The following is a 21,068-nucleotide window of genomic DNA, read 5'->3' as shown; positions in this document are numbered from 1 at the left end:
TACACTTTATCCTTTTTTCCCAACTCTTTCAATGGTTTAAAGAATATCTTACATTAGGAACATCATCTATTTAGGCTCTAAACTCTTTCACATAATTAACCCCGGCAATAAAATGCGCACAAAATATACTGTTCACGCGCTTGCTTTGTTGTTCATTTCGTTGGTAAGCACTGATCTACTTGCTCAGAATGTTCTTGATAGGGTCTCAAATACCGGACGCAGCGATGGTTTAGGATATGTTGTCAGATACCATCTTTCTGCCCCTGTAGATTCTTTCGAGATCATTCAGCCTGCAAACGACCTTATACAAATGGTCTTGTATGATCAGGATCTAGACACGACCGGACTACAACTACCCGAAAGAAGTGAAAAATTGAGAGAAGTTCGCCTTTATGATCTTGATTATGGCTATGGTGTGGATATTTATCTGGATGAAAACGCATATTATAAAGCCAAAGCCTATAACGATAAAAATGGAAGTGATATCCTTGTTGCTCTCACTCGCTCATCCAAAGAAGAAATTGAACGGCATTCCCAACAGTTCATTGCAAGAAATTGGTATGAGGAGATCATTGGTGAAGACCCTCTGGATGTTTCTACAAATTTGATGGCCTCAAATGGTTCATCCTATAGCAATGTAAAGAATAAACTTAAATTTGATAAGGTTGTCATAGACCCCGGTCACGGCGGGTCAGATCCGGGGTCGATCGGGTATAAAGGAGTAAAAGAAAAGGATATCACTCTTGCCGTTGGGAAGAAACTTGGCGAATACATCAATGAACATATGCCAGATGTTGAAGTTGTTTATACGCGTGAAGATGACAGTTATCTTGGCCTTGCAGAGTTGGGACATTTTGCTAATCTGGCTGAAGGAGACCTTTATGTATCCATTCACTGTAACTCATTTCACAACCGGCATGTAAACGGTACCGAGGTTTACTTTTTGGGACTTCACAAAAGTGATGCAGCATTTGAAGTAATGAAGCGAGAGAATAGTGTGTTCAAGGAAGAGGTCAATACGGATCTGTCAGAAGAGGATCTGCTTGTTTATGAACTGGCACACAGTGGTTTTATTTCCACGAGTGAAAAAATTGCATATATGATCGATGATCAGTTCAAGAATCGCGCCCAACGGAAATCCAGGGGAGTCAAACAAGCAGGATTCCAGGTATTATTTGAAGCTTCCATGCCTGCTGTTTTGGTCGAACTCGGTTTTATTACAAATCCTGCAGAACAACGGTTCCTAACCAGTGATTATGGTCAGTCCATCATGGCTTCTGCCTTGTTCAGGGCTATCAGAGACTACAAAGTTGAATATGAAAGTAAGCAGGCATATAACACTGCTTCAAATTGATAATATAGTACATGTCTAAACCTTTAGTGATCGGAGTTGCCGGCGGTAGCGGATCCGGTAAAACAACCGTTGTCAATTACCTTTGTGAAGAATTTTCTACCGATAACATCCTGCGAATTGAGCATGATTCCTACTATCGTGAACTGGGACATCTTCCTTTTAATGAACGGGTAAAACAAAATTTTGACCACCCGGCCTCATTGGAAACAGAACTAATGATCCGCCATGTTGAGGCACTTATGGAGGGATACCCCGTTGAAGTACCGGTATACGACTTTGAACTTCACACCCGTAAGGATGAGACTATTACAGCAACCCCTTCGGATGTAATTCTGATCGATGGAATTTTGATATTTTCTGAGCCGGATCTTCTGGATCTGATGGACGTGAAGATTTTTGTGGATACTGATGATGATGTCCGCCTGTTGCGCCGCTTACAGCGCGATATTGAGGAAAGAGGCCGAAGCCTGGAAAGTGTATTAAGCCAATATGAAAAATTTGTACGCCCCATGCACCTTGAGTTTGTTGAACCAAGTAAACGATATGCCGATATCATCATCCCTCGCGGTGGTAAAAACAAAGTGGCTCTTGAAATGGTTACGGCTTTGATCCGGGGAAAAATGCGATCCTGACCTTTTTACATTTCGATCTAACTCGTGCCTACTTATTTGTCTCAATTTTCTTCTCAAGCCTTTCAATACCCTCAAATACCAGATAAGGTCTTACCTTAGATTCTACTTCCAGAATTGAGTTAATAACCGTAGCATCACCCCCGGTGATGAATAAATCAAAATCTCCAAACTCTTCTTCATATTTATTCAAAAATCCAAGAATGCCCATTTTATAAAAGCCGGCCTGTCCCCATTTTATTGAATCTATTGTACTTTTACCCGGCCACAGTTTTGGGATCTCTAACTCAACAAAAGGCAGTGCCGGTGCTTTTTGGCTTAACACCTCTGAAAATCCCCATAAACCCGGAATGATAACCCCACCATGATAGACATCGTCCTGGTCCATGAAGTCAATGGTAGTTGCCGTTCCGGCATCAATAACAACCACAGACTTATTGGTTTGATTAGTGGCTCCATAACAAGACAAGAACCGATCGATCCCAAGACTTTTTGGTGTTTCATAATTGAGAAGATCACGGGGAATATCGGAAACGGTGACTTCAAGTGTCTTGTGCTGATCCAACTCTCTTATAACTGCCTCAGACACATCATCACGAACACTCGCAATAACTATTCGATCAAATGAATCTGGGTGTTTTTGTATCCAGTTTACTAACTCTAAGGCTGTAAACAATCGTTCATCTGTCAGGACCATCCATTGCGTACCTTTTTTATAAGCTCCTTTTATGGTAGAATTACCTATATCCAGGTAAAGTGTTTTTTTTGAGGTATCCGAATCGATTTTACTCATCTTTTTGTAGTACTTTTAAACAAACAATTTAAAATAAAATACAGTATTAAAATGGATCTTAACTCAAAAATTGCCATTGTTACAGGTGCAAGCAGCGGAATTGGGGCTGAATTTTGCAAAATGCTGGTAGAAAACGGGTCTACAGTATATGGCCTTGCACGAAGCAAAGATAAACTGACCAAACTTAAAAGTGATCTTGGTGAACAATTTAATCCAGTCACAATGGATATTACCAATAATGAATCACTGGAAAAATGGGTCAATAAAACCTTTGATGCAGACCATCAACCCGATATTCTGATAAATAATGCCGGTGTCATGTATTCTGCCAATGTTGATGATACCACGCTGGAACAATGGCATACAATGATCAATGTGAACCTGAATGGAATTTTTTATCTCACACGCCTCATTGTTCCATTGATGAAGGAAAATGAAAATGTATGCCATATCATAAATATCTCTTCCATTGCTGGTATCATGGGCAATCCTACAATCTCAGGTTATAATGCCAGTAAATTTGGGGTCAGGGGGTTCAGTGAAGCACTTTTCAAAGAACTGCGATATGATGGGATCAAAGTAACCTGCGTCTTTCCAGGTTCTATTGATACTAATTTGTTTGAAAAGATCGATGGTGTTGAAAATCATCCAAATATGATGAAGACCACCGATATTTCAAATACTGTTAAATTTCTGTTGGAAACGGATGATAATTACCTGATCAATGAGATCACGATGCGGCCACTTAATCCTAAGAATCCAGATGCTGAAGAGTAAACACTATATTTACCTTTTAATGAAGCGAATAACACCCTTGCTCACTTTTCTGGTGATCTTGGTTTTCAGCGGTTGTTCAAGTCAGGGCTCACCGGAAAAACCAGATGATCTGATTCCCGAGGATCAGTATATCGACCTGCTCATTGAAATGCAGCATATACAGTCATATAGGAATGCTGAACCGGATAGTGTGAACGCTGACTCCCTGAAGGAAGTGGTCTTTAATTCCTATAACGTAACTGATTCACAGTTCCTGGCAACGCACAAATACTATCAATTACAGCCAGATCTACATCTGAGGCAAATCGATTCTGTTTTGAAAAAACTGGATAATGAAGAGCTTAGAATTCGTGCTTTTATCGACTCAATCCAGTCCCTAAGGCAAAAGCGTGATTCACTACAGACTCCTGACAGTTTGGATCAACAAAATTCATAGCTCTCAGTTGACCGTATAACATCCGGGTTTGGTATTTACAGTGGTTACTTTTTCCTCCTTTATAAGGTGGCGTAATATTTGATCTACTTTTTCTCTCTTAAGGCCCGTTTCCATGACCAATTCTGATATATTTTTTATTCCGTCAGTTAACAATTCCTGAATTTTGAGAAACTCCTCATTTGTTGGTGGAGCTGATCTGGAGTTACGACTTTTCAAACAATTATCACAATGCCCACAAGAGGCAGCATTCAAGTCACCAAAGTAACTTCTTAAATACACTTCTCTACACCGGGAGGTATTAACATATCCGTGCATATGTTCAAGCTTTCTCAATATGTTATTTCTGTATGACTCTACATCTTTTTTAGTGACAGGAATTTTACGGGTACGGGCTTCTAGTACTTTTACCCTTGTTCTTTCATTATGATATTGGTACTTCAGGATCTTATCATTTCTGCTAAGTACATCAAGGCCCTTGATCAGTGCATTATGCCTGATATCCAGTTTATCCAGAATCAGGTTCTCATCCAGAAATACAGTATCCCTGAATGATTCAGGCCCAAATAATCGCTCTAATTTATCAACAAATTCAGCTTTATCGTCATTATCGGAACGGCTTTTGTAGTCTCTTAATCCATCACTGCTTAGAACAAATTGTAGTTCCAAAGCCGGTTTCATTTCCTCCTGCATACTGAGCACATCGAACTGGTCCATAAGTTTCAGGGCAGATCTCAATTTACCATATGAGATTTTCCCCCTTTTCGACATTGATCTGATCTCAAGTGTCTCACTTTCCTCCATCACTGATCCAACCGCCAAATTGAATGTATCACATAAGATCTGGTATACGTGATCCAGTTCATCATACCCAGGATATCGCTGTTCTATCCGATCAATGGCTTTTGTGTGGTCTGAATCACGAAATAACAGGATCGGGAAGCTTTCCTTTCCATCTCTACCTGCCCTGCCCGCTTCCTGGTAATAGGCTTCGAGTGAATAAGGCATTTCTTCGTGGATCACATACCGGCAGTTGGGTTTGTCTATACCCATTCCAAATGCATTGGTAGCAACCACCAGTGGGGTTTCCCCATTTATCCACCTTTGTTGAATGGATCTTCGTTTTTCGGGATCAATTCCGGCATGATAGGCTTCGGTATTGATCCCTAATTTTGAAAATTGTTCAGCAAGTACTTCACAATTTCTGCGGGTTCCGCCATAGATCAAACCATCTCCTTTCTGTGCAGCTTTTTGAACCGACTGTAATAAAACCTGCTTCTTTTTGGGGGCATGAGTAACCCACCATTTCAGGTTTGGTCTTGAAAATCCCTTAGATATAACTTTGGGCTCGTTAAAACCCAATGAATCGACAATATCCTGTTGAACCTCCGGTGTTGCCGTTGCGGTTAAGGCTATCCATCTGCACTTTTCTGCTATACTTTCAAGAGACGATCTTATTTCCCGGTAAGATGGACGAAAGTCGTGCCCCCATTCACTGATACAATGCGCTTCATCTATAGCTATGAGATCAATATTCAGATTGGGCAATTCTGCCTGCCACAGATCAGTTTTAAGGCGCTCCGGAGCACAATACAATAGTTTATACATTCCGTTTCTGGCATTGACTAGTCTTTGCTCAACTTCATAAGAGGAAATAGTACTATTTATAAATGTAGCTGAGATCCCTTTATCTTTTAGCTGCTGAACTTGATCCTGCATCAATGCCACCAGAGGAGAGATGACTAAGGTCATACCCGAAAAAACAGTTGCCGGTGCCTGATAACACAACGACTTTCCTCCACCTGTAGGAAACAAGACCAGTGTATCAGTACCCTCAATTACAGAGCGTACAACCTCATCCTGGCCTTCCCTGAAACTATCAAAGCCCCAGTACCGTTTTAAACTGTTTTCCGTTTTATTATAGAGATCTTCCAATTGTATCTGTAATTACTTTGGCTCACAAAATACAAAGCCCGCCCGAGACTTCTATAAATTCCCCGAAAATCCTAAACATAAAAAAAGCCGCATCCATAAAATTGGATGCGGCTAAAAGTTTAATTAGGTACTGATAGCTTACCAGTCACTTTTCTTTTCTTCACTCTTATTTGCTGCTAAAGCTTCCTTAATGCTCGGTGGCAGGATTACAGCATCAATAACGTGCACAACTCCATTTGATGCGTCAATATCAGCCATCACTACATTGGCATTGTCTACCATTACATCACCATATTTGATACTTATCGTTGCATTGCTGCCTTCAACTGTACCGGCTTTCATACCATCTTCAAGATCACCGGACATAACTTCAGCTGGAACCACATGATAAGTGAGTACTGCTGTCAGTTTATCTTTATTTTCCGGTTTCAGTAACATTTCCAGCACGCCTTCAGGCAGTGCTTCGAATGCTGCATTCGTAGGCGCAAATACGGTAAACGGTCCATCGCCCTGTAGCGTCTCAACCAGTCCTGCAGCCTTCACTGCAGTAACTAAAGTGGAAAGGTCATCGGTTGCAACAGCGAGATCTACTATATCACTGTCCTGTGCTTTTAAATTTGTCGAAAAGAGTAGGGTTGCAACAATTGCAAATACTCCCGTTAATTTACTTAGTGTTTTCATGTGTCTCTATTTATTTGATGAATAGTTACCGATATAATGCAACTTCAGCACTTTTCATTCCAAATTGAAAATAAAGATCACATTTGTTTCACCAGCATGGATACACTTTTTTTTCCATTCTCTGTCACCTGTTCTGCTACCTGATTGAACCCCAGTTTGTTATGAAAAGCCATGGATAATGGATTCGGCGGTTTTATATTGACCTCACAGGTTACATATTTTTTATCTGAGTTCTCAAAAAGATGGTGATATAAGGCTGTTCCAAAACTTTTACCTCTAAAAGGCTCTGCGATCACAATTCGGTCTACATAATCGAAATTGTCATAATGATTATTAAAAAAGGCATAGTTCAGACTGCCATAATCGAGGCCCGACTGAAGGACGATCATAAAACCTGCAAGTTCATTGTCACTTTCGATCACAAGAAAGGGATCCGCCTGTTTTAAAAAACGATCCATATCAGAAAGCTGAACCTTGCTCACATGAGGAAGAGCTGCTTCATTCAGTTCCAGTACTTTCGGAAGATCACTTTTTTGGGCTAACCTTATCTTCATCACAAAACAGTTGGGATTTGTTATACTAAATGATGAGATTCAAACTCATTTAAATGAATCAAGTATAACGAACTCATGGATTGCAAAAAATCACATTTTCAAATAAATAATTCCTTTACCTACCTGAATTGTGCCTATATGTCGCCCCTTATGAGACGTGTGGAAGAGGCCGGACAAGAAGGTGTTAAAAGAAAACGTGACCCGTTTCAGATCTCTCCGGATGAGTTTTTTGGTGAAACGGATGAACTGAGATCTGAATACGCAAAACTTATAAATGCGAATGATCCAAAGAGGATCGTCACCATTCCTTCTGTATCCTACGGCATGGCGAATGTAGCAAAAAATCTACCCCTTTCAGAAGGAGATAATATCATCGTTGTGGGAGAACAATTTCCAAGCAATGTTTACCCATGGCGAAAAAAAGCTATAGAAAACGATGCTGAGATCATTACGATCAAACCACCCAAAACAACAGAGAACCGTGGCAGAAAATGGAATCAGGAAATTCTGGCTGCTATTAATCCCAGAACCAAATTAGTGGCCGTAGCCAATGTTCACTGGGCAGACGGCACTTTATTCGACCTTAAAAAGATCAGAGAAAGAACCAACGAGATCGGGGCATGGCTTGCTATTGATGGAACACAGTCAGTTGGTGCCTTACCATTAGATATACAAGAAATTAAGCCGGATGCCCTGATCTGTGCCGGATATAAGTGGTTGATGGGCCCCTATAGCATAGGGCTTGCCTATTACGGGCCGGCACTTGATAATGGAGATCCCATTGAAGAAAACTGGATCAATCGCTACGAAAGTGAGGATTTTTCTAACCTGGTAAACTACAACGACCGGTACCAGCCCGGTTCATTGCGATATGAGGTCGGTGAACACAGTAACTTTATCCTCATCCCCATGATGCTGGAAGCTGTACGTCAGCTTAATGAATGGGGGCCCGGGAATATTCAGAATTATTGTAGGAACCTTGTATCTGATGGTATTTCAGAATTAAGGAAAGCAGGTTACTGGATCGAAGAAGAAGGATTCAGAGGCTCACATCTATTTGGAATACGTTTGGGTAAAAATCATGATATGGATATAGTAAAAGGTAAACTCGATAATGAAAATATCCTTGTTTCTTATCGTGGAGATTCAATCCGTGTTTCTCCGAATGTATATAATACAACTGAGGATATTTCCTTGCTCATTAAGTCTTTACTTACATGACCAGCGATCAACAAACACTGCTTATAGATTGTGAGGATGCCAAAGGTCTGATTCATCTCATCACTGATGTCATATATCAGCATGACCTTAACATCATACTGAACAGGGAATTCGTAGAGCACCAAAGCCGGCATTTCTTTATGCGCACGGTTATTGAGGGGGCCTTCGATGCTGAATCATTGATCGCAAAATTAAGACAATACCTACCTGAAAATGCCAATATTCGTTTGAGCAGTCATCGGAATAAAGACATTATTGTCATGGCTACAAAAGAACATCATGTTTTGGGGGATTTACTGATCAGGAATGAATTTGATGAGAATCGAGCTAATATTCAGGCAGTTATTAGTAATCACGAAGAATTACGACATTTTGTAGAACGTTTTGATATTCCTTTTCATGTGATCTCTCATAAAAATAAAGATCGAAAAGTTCATGAAAAAGAGATCCTCGCATTACTTGCCAACTATAAACCGGATTATATTTTCCTTGCAAAATATATGCGTATTTTCACCGCCGAGTTTATTGAGATCTATCGAAACCGGCTGATCAACATTCACCATTCATTTCTCCCTGCTTTTGTTGGAGCCAAACCGTACAAACAAGCTTATGAAAGGGGAGTTAAGATCATAGGGGCAACTGCCCATTATGTAACTGACGATCTGGATGAAGGCCCTATAATTTATCAAAGTACAACCCCTGTAGATCACCGATATGATGCCAATGAAATGGCTCAGGCAGGACGTGAAATTGAAAGTAAAGTAATGGCTGAAGCTGTCAAACTGGTTTTAGATGACAAGGTCTTTATTTATGGCAACAAGACAGTGATATTGGATTGATATTTGAATTGAGCTTTGCTCAAGTTATTGGTACCAAGCTTTAAAAATAAAATAGCGGGTCATTTTCATGAACCGCTATTTTTTGTAAAGAATTTTAGGGCAGGTAATTAGTTATAGGTCAATCTCCACTAACTACGGCCTTCATGTAATCCTTTCTCATTTCTGCAATAGCAGATATGGAGATTCCAACCGGACATACGGCCTCACATTCAGCAAAGTTCGAGCAATCTCCGAAACCTTCTTCTTCCATTTGCTCAACCATAGCTACTACACGATTAGACCGTTCTATCTCGCCCTGAGGCAACTTATTAAGGTGAGCGATCTTAGCTCCGGTAAACAATGAAGCCGATGCATTCGGGCAAGCGGCTACACAAGCACCACAGCCTATGCAAGTTGCATAATCAAATGCTTCATCTGACTTCTCTTTCTGTATAGGTATAGAGTTTGCTTCTACCGCTGACCCTGTTTTTATGGAAACATAACCACCGGCTTCTATAATGCGGTCAAAAGCAGAGCGATCAACCACCAGATCCTTGATGACCGGGAACGCTGCCGCTCGTGGTGGTTCAATGGTAATGTGATCTCCGTCCTTATAATTACGCATATGAAGCTGACAAGCCGCTACACGTTCTTTAGGGCCATGGGCTTGTCCGTTGATCACCAGATTACAGGATCCGCAAATACCTTCACGGCAATCATAATCGAACTCAACCGGCTCTTGTCCTTGAAGTATCAGTTCTTCATTCAGAACATCCAACATCTCCAGGAAAGACATATGTTCGTTTACTGAATCCAATGTGTACTCTTCAAAATGTCCCCTGTCATTAGGGCCATTTTGTTTCCAGTATTTTAAATGAATGGTCATTTCTTTGCTCATAATGTCTTCCTTATTTGTAACTACGTTGTTTTAGCTCAACGAATTCAAATTCGAGATTTTCTTTGTGAAGGGTTTCCTCAAGTTTGCCATTCAGGCCCTTGAATTCCCAGGCTGCTACGTAAGAATAATCTTCATCATTACGTAAAGCCTCACCTTCTTCAGTTTGATATTCTTCGCGGAGGTGACAACCAGCAGATTCTTCTCTGTCAAGGGCATCAACAGCCATCAGTTCAGCCAACTCAAAGAAATCAGCTACCCTTCCGGCAAACTCCAGATATTTATTATAATTATTTTTCTCACCCGGCACTTTTACATCCTTCCAGAACTCCTCACGTAATGCGCGGATCTCTTCAATGGCGGATTCAAGCCCTTCTTTATTACGGGCGATACCGATCTTATCCCAAACGATCTTACCTAAAGACCGATGGAAATCGATGATGGTCCGGCTACCATCAATATTCAGTAGTTTATCGATCTGAGCCTGAGCAGCTGATTCTGCTTCTTTAAAGGCGTCGTGATCGGTTCCATAGCGTTTACCGGGCTCTTGCTTAGCCAGGTAGTCACCAATGGTATATGGCAATACAAAATAACCATCAGATAACCCTTGCATGAGAGCACTGGCTCCAAGTCTGTTGGCACCATGGTCAGAAAAATTAGCTTCACCGGCTGCAAACAGTCCCGGCACGGTAGTTTCGAGGTTATAATCAACCCAGAGCCCCCCCATGGTATAGTGTACGGCCGGATAAATTCTCATTGGCCGCTCGTATGGATTTTCACCTGTGATGTTTTCATACATCTCGAATAGGTTTCCATACTTGGCTGAAATGGTATCTTCTCCATCACGGTTGATGGCATCACGGAAATCAAGGTAAACTGCCAGACCGGTATCTCCTACTCCAAGTCCGTCATCACATACCATCTTCGCATTACGGGAGGCAACATCTCGAGGCACCAGGTTACCGAAACTTGGATAGCGTTCTTCCAGGTAGTAGTAACGCTCATCTTCAGGAATATCGTTAGGATGACGATCATCCCCTTTCTTTCGCGGAACCCACACCCGACCGTCATTTCTCAAACTTTCCGACATCAGGGTTAGTTTGGATTGATAATCTCCGGAAACCGGAATACATGTTGGGTGAACCTGAACGTAACATGGATTTGCAAAAGCAGCGCCACGTTTGTGAGCCCGCCATGCTGCAGTTACGTTTGAATTTTTAGCGTTTGTAGATAGATAGAATACGTTTCCATACCCACCGGTAGCAAGCACCACCGCATCAGCTTCATATCGGCAGAGTTCACCGGAAACAAGGTCTCTGGTGATAATACCACGGGCTTGCCCGTCTATCACAACCACATCAAGCATCTCATGGCGAGGATGATATTTGATATTTCCATTGTGAACCTGACGCATCATTGCTTGATAAGCACCGAGTAACAACTGCTGTCCGGTTTGTCCACGAGCATAAAATGTTCGTGATACCTGAGCACCTCCAAAAGAACGGTTGGCGAGGTTTCCGCCATACTCACGAGCAAATGGAACACCCTGTGCTACAGCCTGATCAATAATTTCATTTGATACCTGAGAAAGACGGTACACGTTCGATTCCCTTGATCGGTAATCACCACCTTTGATGGTATCATAGAACAGTCTCCAGATACTGTCGCCATCATTCGGGTAGTTTTTGGCAGCATTGATACCGCCCTGAGCTGCAATACTATGCGCACGGCGTGCAGAATCCTGAATACAAAAACTTCTTACGTTATATCCTAGCTCAGCAAAGCTGGCTGCTGCTGCTCCACCGGCCAAACCGGTACCAACCACAATGATCTCAAATTTTCTTTTATTATTGGGCGACACAAGTTTGATGTCCTTGATGTGCTTATCCCATTTTTCTTCTAACGGTCCGCCGGGTACTTTTGAATCTAATTTCATAATGCTAAATCTATATTCGTAATTCTCTTTATGTCCTATTGGTTCAAACTGACCCGCTTACCAGAATGTATAGCGGTATGGAAATGAAGCCGAGCATTAATACTATAGCAAAAATGTATGCTCCGACCTGAACCTTTTTGGATGTTTCACCGTGCTTCATTCCAAGGGATGTAAAAGCACTCCAGGCACCGTGAGACAAATGCAATATGGTGATAGCCAAAACAGCAATATAGCTCAGTGACACTAAAGGCTTATTGAATTCTTCAATGACCAACTTTCTCAGATCTCTCATTTGGGTGCCATCTATAGTGGTCATATATGTTGGACCAAACTTGAAATGCCAGATATGGAGTACCAGAAAGATGAGAATGATGGTTCCGGAAATGATCATACTTTTCGAAGCCAGTGTCTGATGGCTTGGACCACCTTTGGTCTTATAGGTGTTGTAACCTTCAGGACGGGCTTTTTTTCGCTGTCTCCAAATGGAGATACCCAAAATAGCATGATACAGGAAGAAGAAAGCTAATGCGGCCTCGATCACATAAAGCAGAGGCCCTAAACTTTCGAGGGTGTGGGTGTAGAGGTTAAACGCGTTTTCCTCTCCAAAGATCGAGAGGTTACCTGCCAGGTGTCCGACCAGAAATAACATAAGACCAATACCGGTGATCCCTGTCATAACTTTTCGACCTACCTGAGAATTCAGTGCTTTAGTAAATGAAGGCATGAAACTATTACTTAGATATTTTTCAGTTGGTGATAAACAAACAGTATTGAACTTTCTAAGGTTTCAATAAATTTTGAAACTTTATCAAAAAGCTAAACTGCGCTGAGAAAATCGCTTTTTCCTCTTTGAATAACAAGGCAGAATAGGTCTAAATACGGCAACAGGATTCAACTTTGGTGATCACAGAGATCATTCACAGCATTTGTTCCTGCTCACCCTGAATTTTTAGAGTATGTGTGAGAAAGATTTGAAATGAAATTAGGCTGTTGGACCGTTACATTTGGAGCATCAAATACTTACTATTGAAAACCATTGATAAAACATACGAATCTTCCTTCAGGGAGCGCGGCTCCAAGTTCATGGGATATCTTTTCCCGGCTGAAACTGAAGATATCTTTCAAAGCAAACTCGACGAGCTAAAGTCCAAATATCCTGATGCCACCCATCATTGCTGGGCGTGGCGATTGAATCCGGCTCAACCCAAAGAATTCAGTTCTGATGACGGGGAGCCTTCAGGTACAGCCGGACTTCCTATTTTAAATAAGCTTAAATCCTTTGAGATGGTAAATATTGGGTTGGTAGTTGTTCGTCACTACGGTGGCACAAAATTGGGTAAATCCGGACTCATTGAGGCTTATGGTCGCGGGGCGTCATTATGCTTAGAAAAGGCAGAACTATTGGCCATCAAACCTGTACATATGTATGAGATCGTGTACCCGTATCCCGAAGAAAATTCCATCCAGAAATTGATCAATGACTTTGACCTTACAGTGGTTGATTCAGAATACCTGGAAAAGATCACACTTATTGTAGCCTGCCCAAAAACAAAAGCCGGACTTTTTGAAAAAAATATTAGCAGCATGGAACATTTACAGATCCATTTTAAAGCCAAACAGGAAGATTATATCAGGGTTTGATCGCAAGCATCAGGAATTTATATGTTCTTCGAAACGAATTTCACAAAAATGCAGCTTAGTCTGCAAACCCTTACTTTCAAACAAAATTGCAGATCATGAAAATATATACCAAGAAAGGCGACAGTGGTAATACATCTCTCTTTGGAGGGCAACGTGTGTCCAAAAGTTCTAAACGCATTGATGCTTATGGCACAGTTGATGAACTGAATTCAATTTTAGGCATGGCCACATCATTTGGTTTGTCTGAAAAAGGCGCAGAGTTTATTGAAACCGTACAACAGCAGTTATTCATATTAGGAGCCGATCTGGCTACCCCCGCATCCAAGGACGTCCGGATCAACCGGATCAGCCATAATGAAGTGGAGTTTCTGGAGAAAGCCATCGATGAGATGGAGGAAGAACTGGAACCTCTTAAAAACTTTATACTTCCGGGTGGTGCCCAAGCCGGAGCCACACTGCATTTTGCACGTACTATTTGCAGACGAGCTGAACGCATCACGGTTGAATGCCGCCATGAAGAAGAGATCTCGGAAGTGGCCATCATGTACATCAACAGGCTGTCAGATTTTCTTTTCGTACTCGCACGCTTTGAAAATAAAGATGCGGGAGATCAGGAAACTCCGTGGATCCCTGAACGCTCCAAATAGATACAACACCCCTACACTGAATTTTCAATTCTAATAACACTATTTTTATGGCATTAATGATTTCTGTCTCGGGGATTCGGGGCATTTTCGGCACAGACCTTACTCCTCAAAATCTTTCAAAATTTACAGCCGCCTATGGTACCTGGCTCAACGGTGGAACCGTAGTGGTTGGACGAGATTCCAGAGTGACTGGAAAAATATGCGAAGATATCGTTTCAGCAACGCTTGCCAGTGTGGGTTGTGATGTGGTGAAAGTAGGAATTGTCCCCACCCCAACTGTTGCCATGGGGGTTTTAAAACACAAAGCCGCCGGAGGTATTATCATATCAGCCAGTCATAATCCCGCTGAATGGAATGCTTTGAAATTGTTGAACGAAAAAAGTGAATTCCTCGATGCCGATCAGGGTAAACAAGTGATCGAGATCGCAGAGTCGGGTGAATTTGATTACAAATCCTATGACAAGATCGGAACTATCACGGAAGACCACGATCTGTTGGATGATCACATTGATAAGATCCTGGAACTGCCATACATCAAAAAAGAAGAGATCGCTGCAAAGAATTTCTCTGTAGCTGTTGATGCCGTGAACGGAGCCGGATCTGAAGCTATTCCCAGACTTTTGGAACGCCTGGGGGTTAACACCGTTCATAAGATCCACTGTACCCCAAATGGACTATTCCCACACAACCCTGAACCACTGCCCGAACATCTAACTGAGATCTGCGGCTTGGTCAAGGAAAAGAAAGTAGATCTTGGTGTGGTCACAGACCCGGATGGGGATCGCCTCGCACTTGTTGATGATACCGGAAAATTATTTGGTGAAGAATATACTCAGGCAACAGCTTTCGATTTTATCCTTTCCAAGAAACCCGGTGCATGTGCCACAAATCTATCCTCTTCCCGGGTATCAGATGATGTAGCTCGTGAACATGGTGAAAAATGCTATCGATCAGCTGTTGGGGAGATCAATGTGGTGAAAGTCATGCAGGAGCATGATGCTGTGATCGGCGGAGAAGGCAATGGTGGGGTGATCTGTCCGGATCTTCATTACGGCCGGGATGCATTGGTCGGCGTTGCCTTGGTACTTCAATTATTGGCCGAAAAGGGAATGAGTTCTTCTGAATACCGTTCTACCCTGCCTGACTATTATATGAGCAAAAATAAGATTCAGCTAAACGAATTGGGTAAGGATGCTGATGATGTTCTTGAAATGGTCAAAGAACATTTTTCAAGCCTGGATCCAAATACCATTGATGGTGTAAAGATCGACTTTGCAGAAGGCTGGGTGCATCTTCGAAAATCAAATACGGAGCCCATTATCCGTATTTATTCTGAAGGACGCACACCGGAAGCAGCTCAAGCTTTTGCGAATAAGATCTTTGATCTGCTTAAGTAAATTATGCCAGGCCTCAGAACGCAGCTATAACTCAGCGTGTTAAAAACTTACAATTAAAATCAAATTATTGAAGCATGTTGACCTGGAAAGATCTTAAAGAATTTGCCAAGAATGGTAATCCTGAACCGGACCGAAGAGTGGAAAAGACTGCTGAGGAGTGGAAGAAAGAACTCACTGATGAACAATATGCCATCACCCGTTTAAAAGGCACTGAACGTCCGGGTTCCAGTGATCTTTGTTATAAATTCGACCCGGGGATCTATTCATGCGTATGTTGCGGTACGGAACTTTTTGATGCCGGGGAGAAATTCGAAAGTGGTTCCGGATGGCCTTCTTTCACCCAACCGATCAAAGAAAATGCCGTGAAATATGAAATGGACACCTCTCACGGGATGGTTCGTATCGAAGCCTTGTGCAATGTTTGCGATGCCCATTTGGGTCACGTATTTCCTGACGGTCCAAAACCAGGTGGATTGCGTTATTGCATGAATGCTGTGAGCCTGAAAAAAACCGAGGATGCATAATAATTACTGATTGTTATTTCTTATCCCCTGTTTACTTTTGTATTTTCTCGCTCAATTTTCATCAGCTTTTGAATAAATGATCATATCAATGACCGGTTTCGGTCGCGGTGAAACCTCTGAAAATGGGATCACAGCTACCGTTGAAATCAAATCACTGAATAGCAGATATCTTGACGTAAGCACACGACTTCCACAGCGTTTACAAGATAAGGAACTGGAAGTGAAAGAATTAGTTCAGAAATCCGTGAATCGTGGAAAACTCAATATCACGGTAAATGTTTCAGAAGCTGACTCTGCGGGCCCCTCAATTGCAGTAGATACCAATAAAGTTATTGGTTATTCCAAAATTATCAAGGAATTGAAAGAAGCTGCCGGCATAAAAGAACCTGTTACGATCAGAGATATTACTCAGTTCAATGATGTTTTCATCAATAAGGAAGAAGATGAAGCGATACTGGAAGAAAAATGGGAAGTAGCTGAAAAGGCCCTTCAGGAAGCCCTGAGATCACTGCTCAAAATGAGGACACAGGAAGGTGATCAGCTAAAAAAAGATCTGATCGACCGAATCGATTTCATAGACGATAATATTGAGATCATTACTAAAGAGACAAATGGTCGGGCTGAAGAAACCCGGGAAAAACTTTTGGAGCGCATCAACAACCTTATCGATGAAGATAAGATCGACCCTGAAAGGCTAGAGATGGAAGTTGCCATCCTTGTCGATAAAATGGATGTAACTGAAGAGATCGTCAGACTCAGATCACACCTCAAGTTTTTCAAGGAAGCGGTTGAACAACCTGAACCGGCGGGAAGACAGTTGAATTTCTTGACTCAGGAGATCAATCGTGAACTTAATACAATAGGCTCTAAAGCAAACAATTCTGAGATCGCTCAGTATGTGGTAAAGTGTAAGGAAGCCCTGGAACAGATCCGCGAACAAGTCCAAAACGTCGAATGATCTAATTCAAAATGAAAAATTAAAGGTTCAAAATTATCTCTTTATTTTTCATTTTTAATCTTGAATATTTAATTCCAGAATGGCTCAAAAAGGCAAAGTAATCATATTGGTGGCACCCAGTGGAAGTGGCAAAACAACCCTTGCAAGGATGCTTTTTGAGGATTTTGAAAACCTAAAGTTTTCTGTATCAGCAACCACACGGCCACCCCGCGAAGGTGAAAAGGATGGAATTCATTACCACTTTCTTTCCGATGAAGAATTTGACAAAAAAATAGATAGTGGTGACTTTCTGGAATGGGAGGAATTCTATGGCGGAAAGAAATACGGTACATTGCGTTCAGAGGTTGATAAAAAACTAAATTTGGGCTATTTTGTTCTGCTTGATATCGAAGTAAAAGGTGCCGTTAATGTAAAACAGATCTACGGTGATGAATGCCTGAGTTTATTCATTAAGCCACCTTCTATAGAGATCTTGAAACAGCGTTTGACCGACCGAGGGACTGAAGATGATGAAACACTTTCTCTGCGGCTTGAACGTGCAAAAGAAGAACTTACATACGCTGATCGTTTTGATCAGGTAATTATAAATGATGACCTTGAAACGGCTTACAGGAATGTTAAGCAAGCCGTTGTCAAATTCATGAATCAAAACTGATACCATCCATGGCAGTCAAAACATTAGACATAGAGAAACTGAAATTTAAAACAGGTAACAAATATGAGTTACTTGTTATCCTGTCGAAGAGAGCCCGTCAGATAGCTGCTCAGGAAAAATTGGAGCTTGACGAAAAACTGCAATATTTCGAAGGGTTTGAAGAAGAAGACGAGTTTTCCTTCAACGAAGAGCAGGAAAACATTTCAAAAGCCTTTGAGAAATTACCACACGCTACTCAGCGGGCGGTAACTGAAATGGAAAATGACCAGATCTATTACCGTCACCCTGACAAAGAAGACTGATCATGCTCTCCGGTAAACGCATAATTCTTGGTGTTACCGGGGGTATTGCAGCATATAAAGCTGCATTTCTACTTAGAGAATTTCAAAAAGCGGGAGCTGAAGTCCGTGTCACCATGACACCCTCGGCCACCCGCTTTGTTGGTTTAGAGACCTTTGCATCACTATCAGGTCACGATGTGGCTGTTGATATTTTTCCGGGGGAAGGGGAATCCACAGATTGGACGCGGCATATCAATTGGGGAGAATGGGCCGACCTGTTTGTGATCGCCCCATGTACGGCTAATACCCTCGCCAAGGTCGCGAACGGCATTTCGGATAATATGCTAACAAGTACCGTTTTAGCTGCCCGATGCCCCGTCCTCATCTGCCCTACTATGGATGGTGAAATGTATGAAGCACCCGGTGTTTCCAAAAATTTAAAAACGGTCAGACAACAAGGTTATCACTTGTTGGAGCCTGAAAGCGGGTATTTAGCCAGTGGTCTGGAAGGCAAAGGGCGATTACCGGAAATTGAAGCAATTCTCAATAAGGCTTCAGAAATTATAGGTTCTATAAAAGGACCCCTGGAAGGCAAGAAAGTGATCGTCACTGCGGGACCAACCAGAGAGTATATCGACCCTGTGCGATTCATATCAAACCCAAGTTCGGGTAAAATGGGCATTTCTATGGCACAGGCTGCACAGAAACTTGGAGCTGACGTAACCCTTATCCACGGCCCTCTTTCTATTCCAATCCCTGATGGTATTCACACTGAAAAGATCGTAAGCGCTGCAGATCTGTTTGAAGTCGTACAGAATTATCAGAATGCTGATGTCATCATAATGGCAGCCGCAGTTTCTGATTTCACCCCGGCTAAAGTTTATGACCAAAAGGTCAAGAAGTCAGAGGGCGAAGATAGTATCCCTCTTAAAAAGACCCAGGATATTCTGGCTTGGCTTGGGGAACATAAAAAAGAGAGTCAAACCCTGATCGGATTTGCCATGGAAACGGAGGACCTGATCAAGAACGCTACCCAAAAACTTGAGAGGAAAAATGCTGACTTTATCATAGCAAACTCTCTCTCAGAAAAAGGATCAGGCTTTGAATCCGATACTAATAAAGTACATTTATTGAGTACCGACTCAGATAAATCCTTCGAAGGCCCCAAGCAAGATATTGCGATAGAAATACTGAATACGATCTTTAGATAGGTATCGTGTGTTGGAATTTGAGAATTTTAAGGGTTACAGAATTAGTTTCTACAATACAACCTTTCACATCATCCCTAACACAACCATTTGTACACACGATAGGTCTTTGCAATTTTGCATCCTAAAGCTTCCAGACTTCTTCTCATGATCCAGTTCTTTTCACTCACAAACCCACCTTCCAACACTTTTAAGTTTGGATAGTGTTCTATAGTCCACTTAAATCCTTCAATAAAAACCAGAGCTTCCAAACCTCTCCCCCTATATCTGGGATCGGTTCCAAAAGCCAACGGCCGAAATTTGACCGCTCTTTTCTTAAATCCGAACAAGCGGGGCAATTGCCACCATTTTAAGGTGCCACCTGTTTTGGCCGATATTTCATGCAGATCAGGCACACTTACCAGAAATGAAGCCGGTTCACCATCCACAAAGGCGATCGGAGATGTTCCGGGCATCAATACGGGCTTCAATTTCTTAACCATCTGACGGATCGTTTCCTCACTGATCCCAATAAACTCTTCCTCCCTTTCCTGTATGATCTGCTTGTGAAATGCCCGATTGTAGACCTGTCGGATCAATTCTCCATCCCGCATTAAATTCTTTTTGTCAATAGGCCGTATCACAACATTTTCTTTTGATCTCAATCGATCCGTAATTTTCAATAACCGTTCCGGTAGCGGTTGATCCAAATGCAACTGATACATATAGAGGTCATCAAATTTTTCCGGTTTGGTCTGCTCAATAAGCTCTTCATAATATTCCGGGTGATAGAGCATTCCATAAACATTATGATCCTCGAAACCACCGATCAAAACACCCCAGAACGTGTCATTTTCTCCAAAATTGATCGGTCCCCGAAAACCTGCATTGCCTCTTTCACTATGCCATTCTTTTGCAAAATCAATGATCGCTTGTGCCACCTCCGGTTCTTTTTTCATCTCAATGAACCCAATCCCACCAAGTTTTGGGTTATATGCTTTGTCTTTTTCTGGATCTGTGAAGACCGCAAAACGCCCCACTACCTCATTGTCATCATACACCAAAAACCGCTCACATTCTCCTCCTTTTTGGTACCGTTCATTTTTATCGGGGTTGAATACATTTTCAACTTCAAACCTGAATGGCGGTCTATACCACTTATTTCCCTGATTTAATTTTTTGGGGAGCCGGTGAAACTCATCAATCTGTTCTTTTGAAGTAATTTTCCGGACCTGAATTGTCATATCCTTTTATGGCAGAAGTTTATAGATTTTGCGTAAGTTAAATTACTGAAATTTAGATACCAACTACGGTTCATGTTTAGTAAAGAAAACAGCAAAAAGATCATTACAGGCCTGCTATTCGTTTCATGTGTGATAAGTGGGATCATATTAGCTGCTACCCCTGAAAGGGCTGTTTACAGGTTAGAATCGGATCAACAGCTTGATTCGTTGATCAATTCACATTTTAGCAGCTCGCAAATTCTTCCAGGACAGATACGCACTTCCGTTATCAGGATCGATTCAAGTTTTTTCAGGAAGGAGCACCGGGTACGTGTACCAACTAAATTTTCCAAGACACTTTTTCATGTTGACCTGCATCAAAACCTTCAAAAATTTGATGTTGAGGTCCCGGCTATTATAAAATTTCCTTCACGTGATATGCACATATATGTATATCATGAAGATACCGTTATACGAACTATACGTTTGACAAGCGATCCGGAACTCGATTCTCTATCCACTCAATGAC

General features: G+C 41.7%; 23 protein-coding genes. 15 read left to right on the top strand and 8 right to left on the bottom strand.

The genetic code is table 11. The features are described 5' to 3' along the window. Positions 1-112 precede the first annotated feature (112 nt). Positions 113-1,354: an N-acetylmuramoyl-L-alanine amidase family protein gene (locus tag AC13FX_RS06770; RefSeq protein ID WP_482879788.1), complete on the top strand. Its 1,242-nt coding sequence runs from the start codon at positions 113-115 to the stop codon at positions 1,352-1,354. Positions 1,355-1,365: 11 nt separating this feature from the next. Next, on the top strand, positions 1,366-1,986 hold the full coding sequence (udk, locus tag AC13FX_RS06765) for a uridine kinase (protein WP_482879787.1): 621 nt from the start codon (positions 1,366-1,368) through the stop codon (positions 1,984-1,986). A gap of 28 nt (positions 1,987-2,014) precedes the next feature. Here udk and AC13FX_RS06760 read toward each other — a convergent pair whose 3' ends face one another. Continuing rightward, entirely contained in the window at positions 2,015-2,776 is a 762-nt protein-coding gene (locus tag AC13FX_RS06760) for a type III pantothenate kinase (RefSeq protein WP_482879786.1), read from the bottom strand. A 51-nt stretch (positions 2,777-2,827) separates the two neighbouring features. Between AC13FX_RS06760 and AC13FX_RS06755 the strand changes: the two genes are divergently transcribed. Both AC13FX_RS06755 and AC13FX_RS06750 read left to right on the top strand, forming a co-directional pair. Continuing rightward, positions 2,828-3,553 (top strand): SDR family oxidoreductase, encoded by a 726-nt coding sequence (locus tag AC13FX_RS06755; protein WP_482879785.1) that lies wholly within the window; start codon positions 2,828-2,830, stop codon positions 3,551-3,553. 19 nt (positions 3,554-3,572) lie between these two features. Continuing rightward, on the top strand, positions 3,573-3,989 hold the full coding sequence (locus tag AC13FX_RS06750; RefSeq protein ID WP_482879784.1) for a DUF4296 domain-containing protein: 417 nt from the start codon (positions 3,573-3,575) through the stop codon (positions 3,987-3,989). 3 nt (positions 3,990-3,992) lie between these two features. Here the strand turns inward: AC13FX_RS06750 and AC13FX_RS06745 are convergent, their stop codons facing one another. From AC13FX_RS06745 to AC13FX_RS06735, 3 genes are all read right to left on the bottom strand, one after another. Further along, positions 3,993-5,921, bottom strand: coding sequence for a RecQ family ATP-dependent DNA helicase (locus tag AC13FX_RS06745; RefSeq protein WP_482879783.1), 1,929 nt, complete (start codon positions 5,919-5,921; stop codon positions 3,993-3,995). 138 nt (positions 5,922-6,059) lie between these two features. Then, the gene (locus AC13FX_RS06740; protein ID WP_482879782.1) at positions 6,060-6,602 is read right to left on the bottom strand and encodes a fasciclin domain-containing protein; all 543 of its coding nucleotides are present in this window, start codon (positions 6,600-6,602) and stop codon (positions 6,060-6,062) included. Positions 6,603-6,679: 77 nt separating this feature from the next. After that, positions 6,680-7,156 carry a GNAT family N-acetyltransferase gene (locus AC13FX_RS06735; protein WP_482879781.1) on the bottom strand — a complete coding sequence of 159 codons (477 nt, stop codon included), beginning with the start codon at positions 7,154-7,156 and terminating at the stop codon, positions 6,680-6,682. Positions 7,157-7,231: 75 nt separating this feature from the next. On the opposite strand from AC13FX_RS06735, the gene AC13FX_RS06730 reads away from it, so the two are divergent. After that, entirely contained in the window at positions 7,232-8,377 is a 1,146-nt protein-coding gene (locus AC13FX_RS06730) for an aminotransferase class V-fold PLP-dependent enzyme (RefSeq protein ID WP_482879780.1), read from the top strand. Further along, entirely contained in the window at positions 8,374-9,216 is an 843-nt protein-coding gene (gene purU / locus AC13FX_RS06725) for a formyltetrahydrofolate deformylase (protein ID WP_482879779.1), read from the top strand. The genes AC13FX_RS06730 and purU overlap by 4 nt, the downstream gene beginning before the upstream one ends. Positions 9,217-9,334: 118 nt before the next feature. On the opposite strand, the gene AC13FX_RS06720 is transcribed toward purU, so the two are convergent. Genes AC13FX_RS06720 through AC13FX_RS06710 form a run of 3 tightly spaced genes read right to left on the bottom strand, consistent with a single transcriptional unit; the run spans position 9,335 to position 12,750 of the window. Next, a complete protein-coding gene (locus tag AC13FX_RS06720; RefSeq protein ID WP_482879778.1) occupies positions 9,335-10,093 on the bottom strand; it encodes a succinate dehydrogenase/fumarate reductase iron-sulfur subunit in 759 nt (252 codons plus the stop codon). A 10-nt stretch (positions 10,094-10,103) separates the two neighbouring features. Next, entirely contained in the window at positions 10,104-12,026 is a 1,923-nt protein-coding gene (locus AC13FX_RS06715; RefSeq protein WP_482879777.1) for a fumarate reductase/succinate dehydrogenase flavoprotein subunit, read from the bottom strand. Between the two features lie 43 nt (positions 12,027-12,069). Next, on the bottom strand, positions 12,070-12,750 hold the full coding sequence (locus AC13FX_RS06710; RefSeq protein WP_482879776.1) for a succinate dehydrogenase cytochrome b subunit: 681 nt from the start codon (positions 12,748-12,750) through the stop codon (positions 12,070-12,072). Positions 12,751-13,052: 302 nt separating this feature from the next. Between AC13FX_RS06710 and AC13FX_RS06705 the strand changes: the two genes are divergently transcribed. The 8 genes from AC13FX_RS06705 (at position 13,053) to coaBC (ending at position 19,340) form a co-directional block, all read left to right on the top strand. Beyond that, positions 13,053-13,667, top strand: coding sequence for an IMPACT family protein (locus AC13FX_RS06705; protein WP_482879775.1), 615 nt, complete (start codon positions 13,053-13,055; stop codon positions 13,665-13,667). A gap of 95 nt (positions 13,668-13,762) precedes the next feature. Next, complete coding sequence (locus AC13FX_RS06700) at positions 13,763-14,314, top strand: cob(I)yrinic acid a,c-diamide adenosyltransferase (protein ID WP_482879774.1); 552 nt, start codon at positions 13,763-13,765, stop codon at positions 14,312-14,314. Between the two features lie 47 nt (positions 14,315-14,361). Then, positions 14,362-15,711 carry a phosphoglucosamine mutase gene (glmM, locus tag AC13FX_RS06695; protein WP_482879773.1) on the top strand — a complete coding sequence of 450 codons (1,350 nt, stop codon included), beginning with the start codon at positions 14,362-14,364 and terminating at the stop codon, positions 15,709-15,711. Positions 15,712-15,785: 74 nt separating this feature from the next. After that, the gene (gene msrB / locus AC13FX_RS06690; RefSeq protein ID WP_482879772.1) at positions 15,786-16,235 is read left to right on the top strand and encodes a peptide-methionine (R)-S-oxide reductase MsrB; all 450 of its coding nucleotides are present in this window, start codon (positions 15,786-15,788) and stop codon (positions 16,233-16,235) included. 76 nt (positions 16,236-16,311) lie between these two features. Beyond that, positions 16,312-17,193, top strand: coding sequence for a YicC/YloC family endoribonuclease (locus AC13FX_RS06685; RefSeq protein ID WP_482879771.1), 882 nt, complete (start codon positions 16,312-16,314; stop codon positions 17,191-17,193). 79 nt (positions 17,194-17,272) lie between these two features. Continuing rightward, complete coding sequence (gene gmk, locus AC13FX_RS06680; RefSeq protein WP_482879770.1) at positions 17,273-17,848, top strand: guanylate kinase; 576 nt, start codon at positions 17,273-17,275, stop codon at positions 17,846-17,848. Between the two features lie 8 nt (positions 17,849-17,856). Then, entirely contained in the window at positions 17,857-18,150 is a 294-nt protein-coding gene (locus AC13FX_RS06675; protein ID WP_482879769.1) for a DNA-directed RNA polymerase subunit omega, read from the top strand. 2 nt (positions 18,151-18,152) lie between these two features. Beyond that, complete coding sequence (gene coaBC / locus AC13FX_RS06670; RefSeq protein WP_482879768.1) at positions 18,153-19,340, top strand: bifunctional phosphopantothenoylcysteine decarboxylase/phosphopantothenate--cysteine ligase CoaBC; 1,188 nt, start codon at positions 18,153-18,155, stop codon at positions 19,338-19,340. Between the two features lie 74 nt (positions 19,341-19,414). On the opposite strand, the gene AC13FX_RS06665 is transcribed toward coaBC, so the two are convergent. After that, a complete protein-coding gene (locus tag AC13FX_RS06665; RefSeq protein WP_482879767.1) occupies positions 19,415-20,560 on the bottom strand; it encodes a hypothetical protein in 1,146 nt (381 codons plus the stop codon). A gap of 72 nt (positions 20,561-20,632) precedes the next feature. Between AC13FX_RS06665 and AC13FX_RS06660 the strand changes: the two genes are divergently transcribed. Next, complete coding sequence (locus tag AC13FX_RS06660) at positions 20,633-21,067, top strand: hypothetical protein (protein WP_482879766.1); 435 nt, start codon at positions 20,633-20,635, stop codon at positions 21,065-21,067. Position 21,068 lies beyond the last annotated feature (1 nt).

The organism is Gracilimonas sp. B-17, from assembly GCF_056857935.1.
The sequence above is the reverse complement of the archived record's forward strand: the minus strand, read 5'-3'. Positions and strand labels throughout refer to the sequence as shown.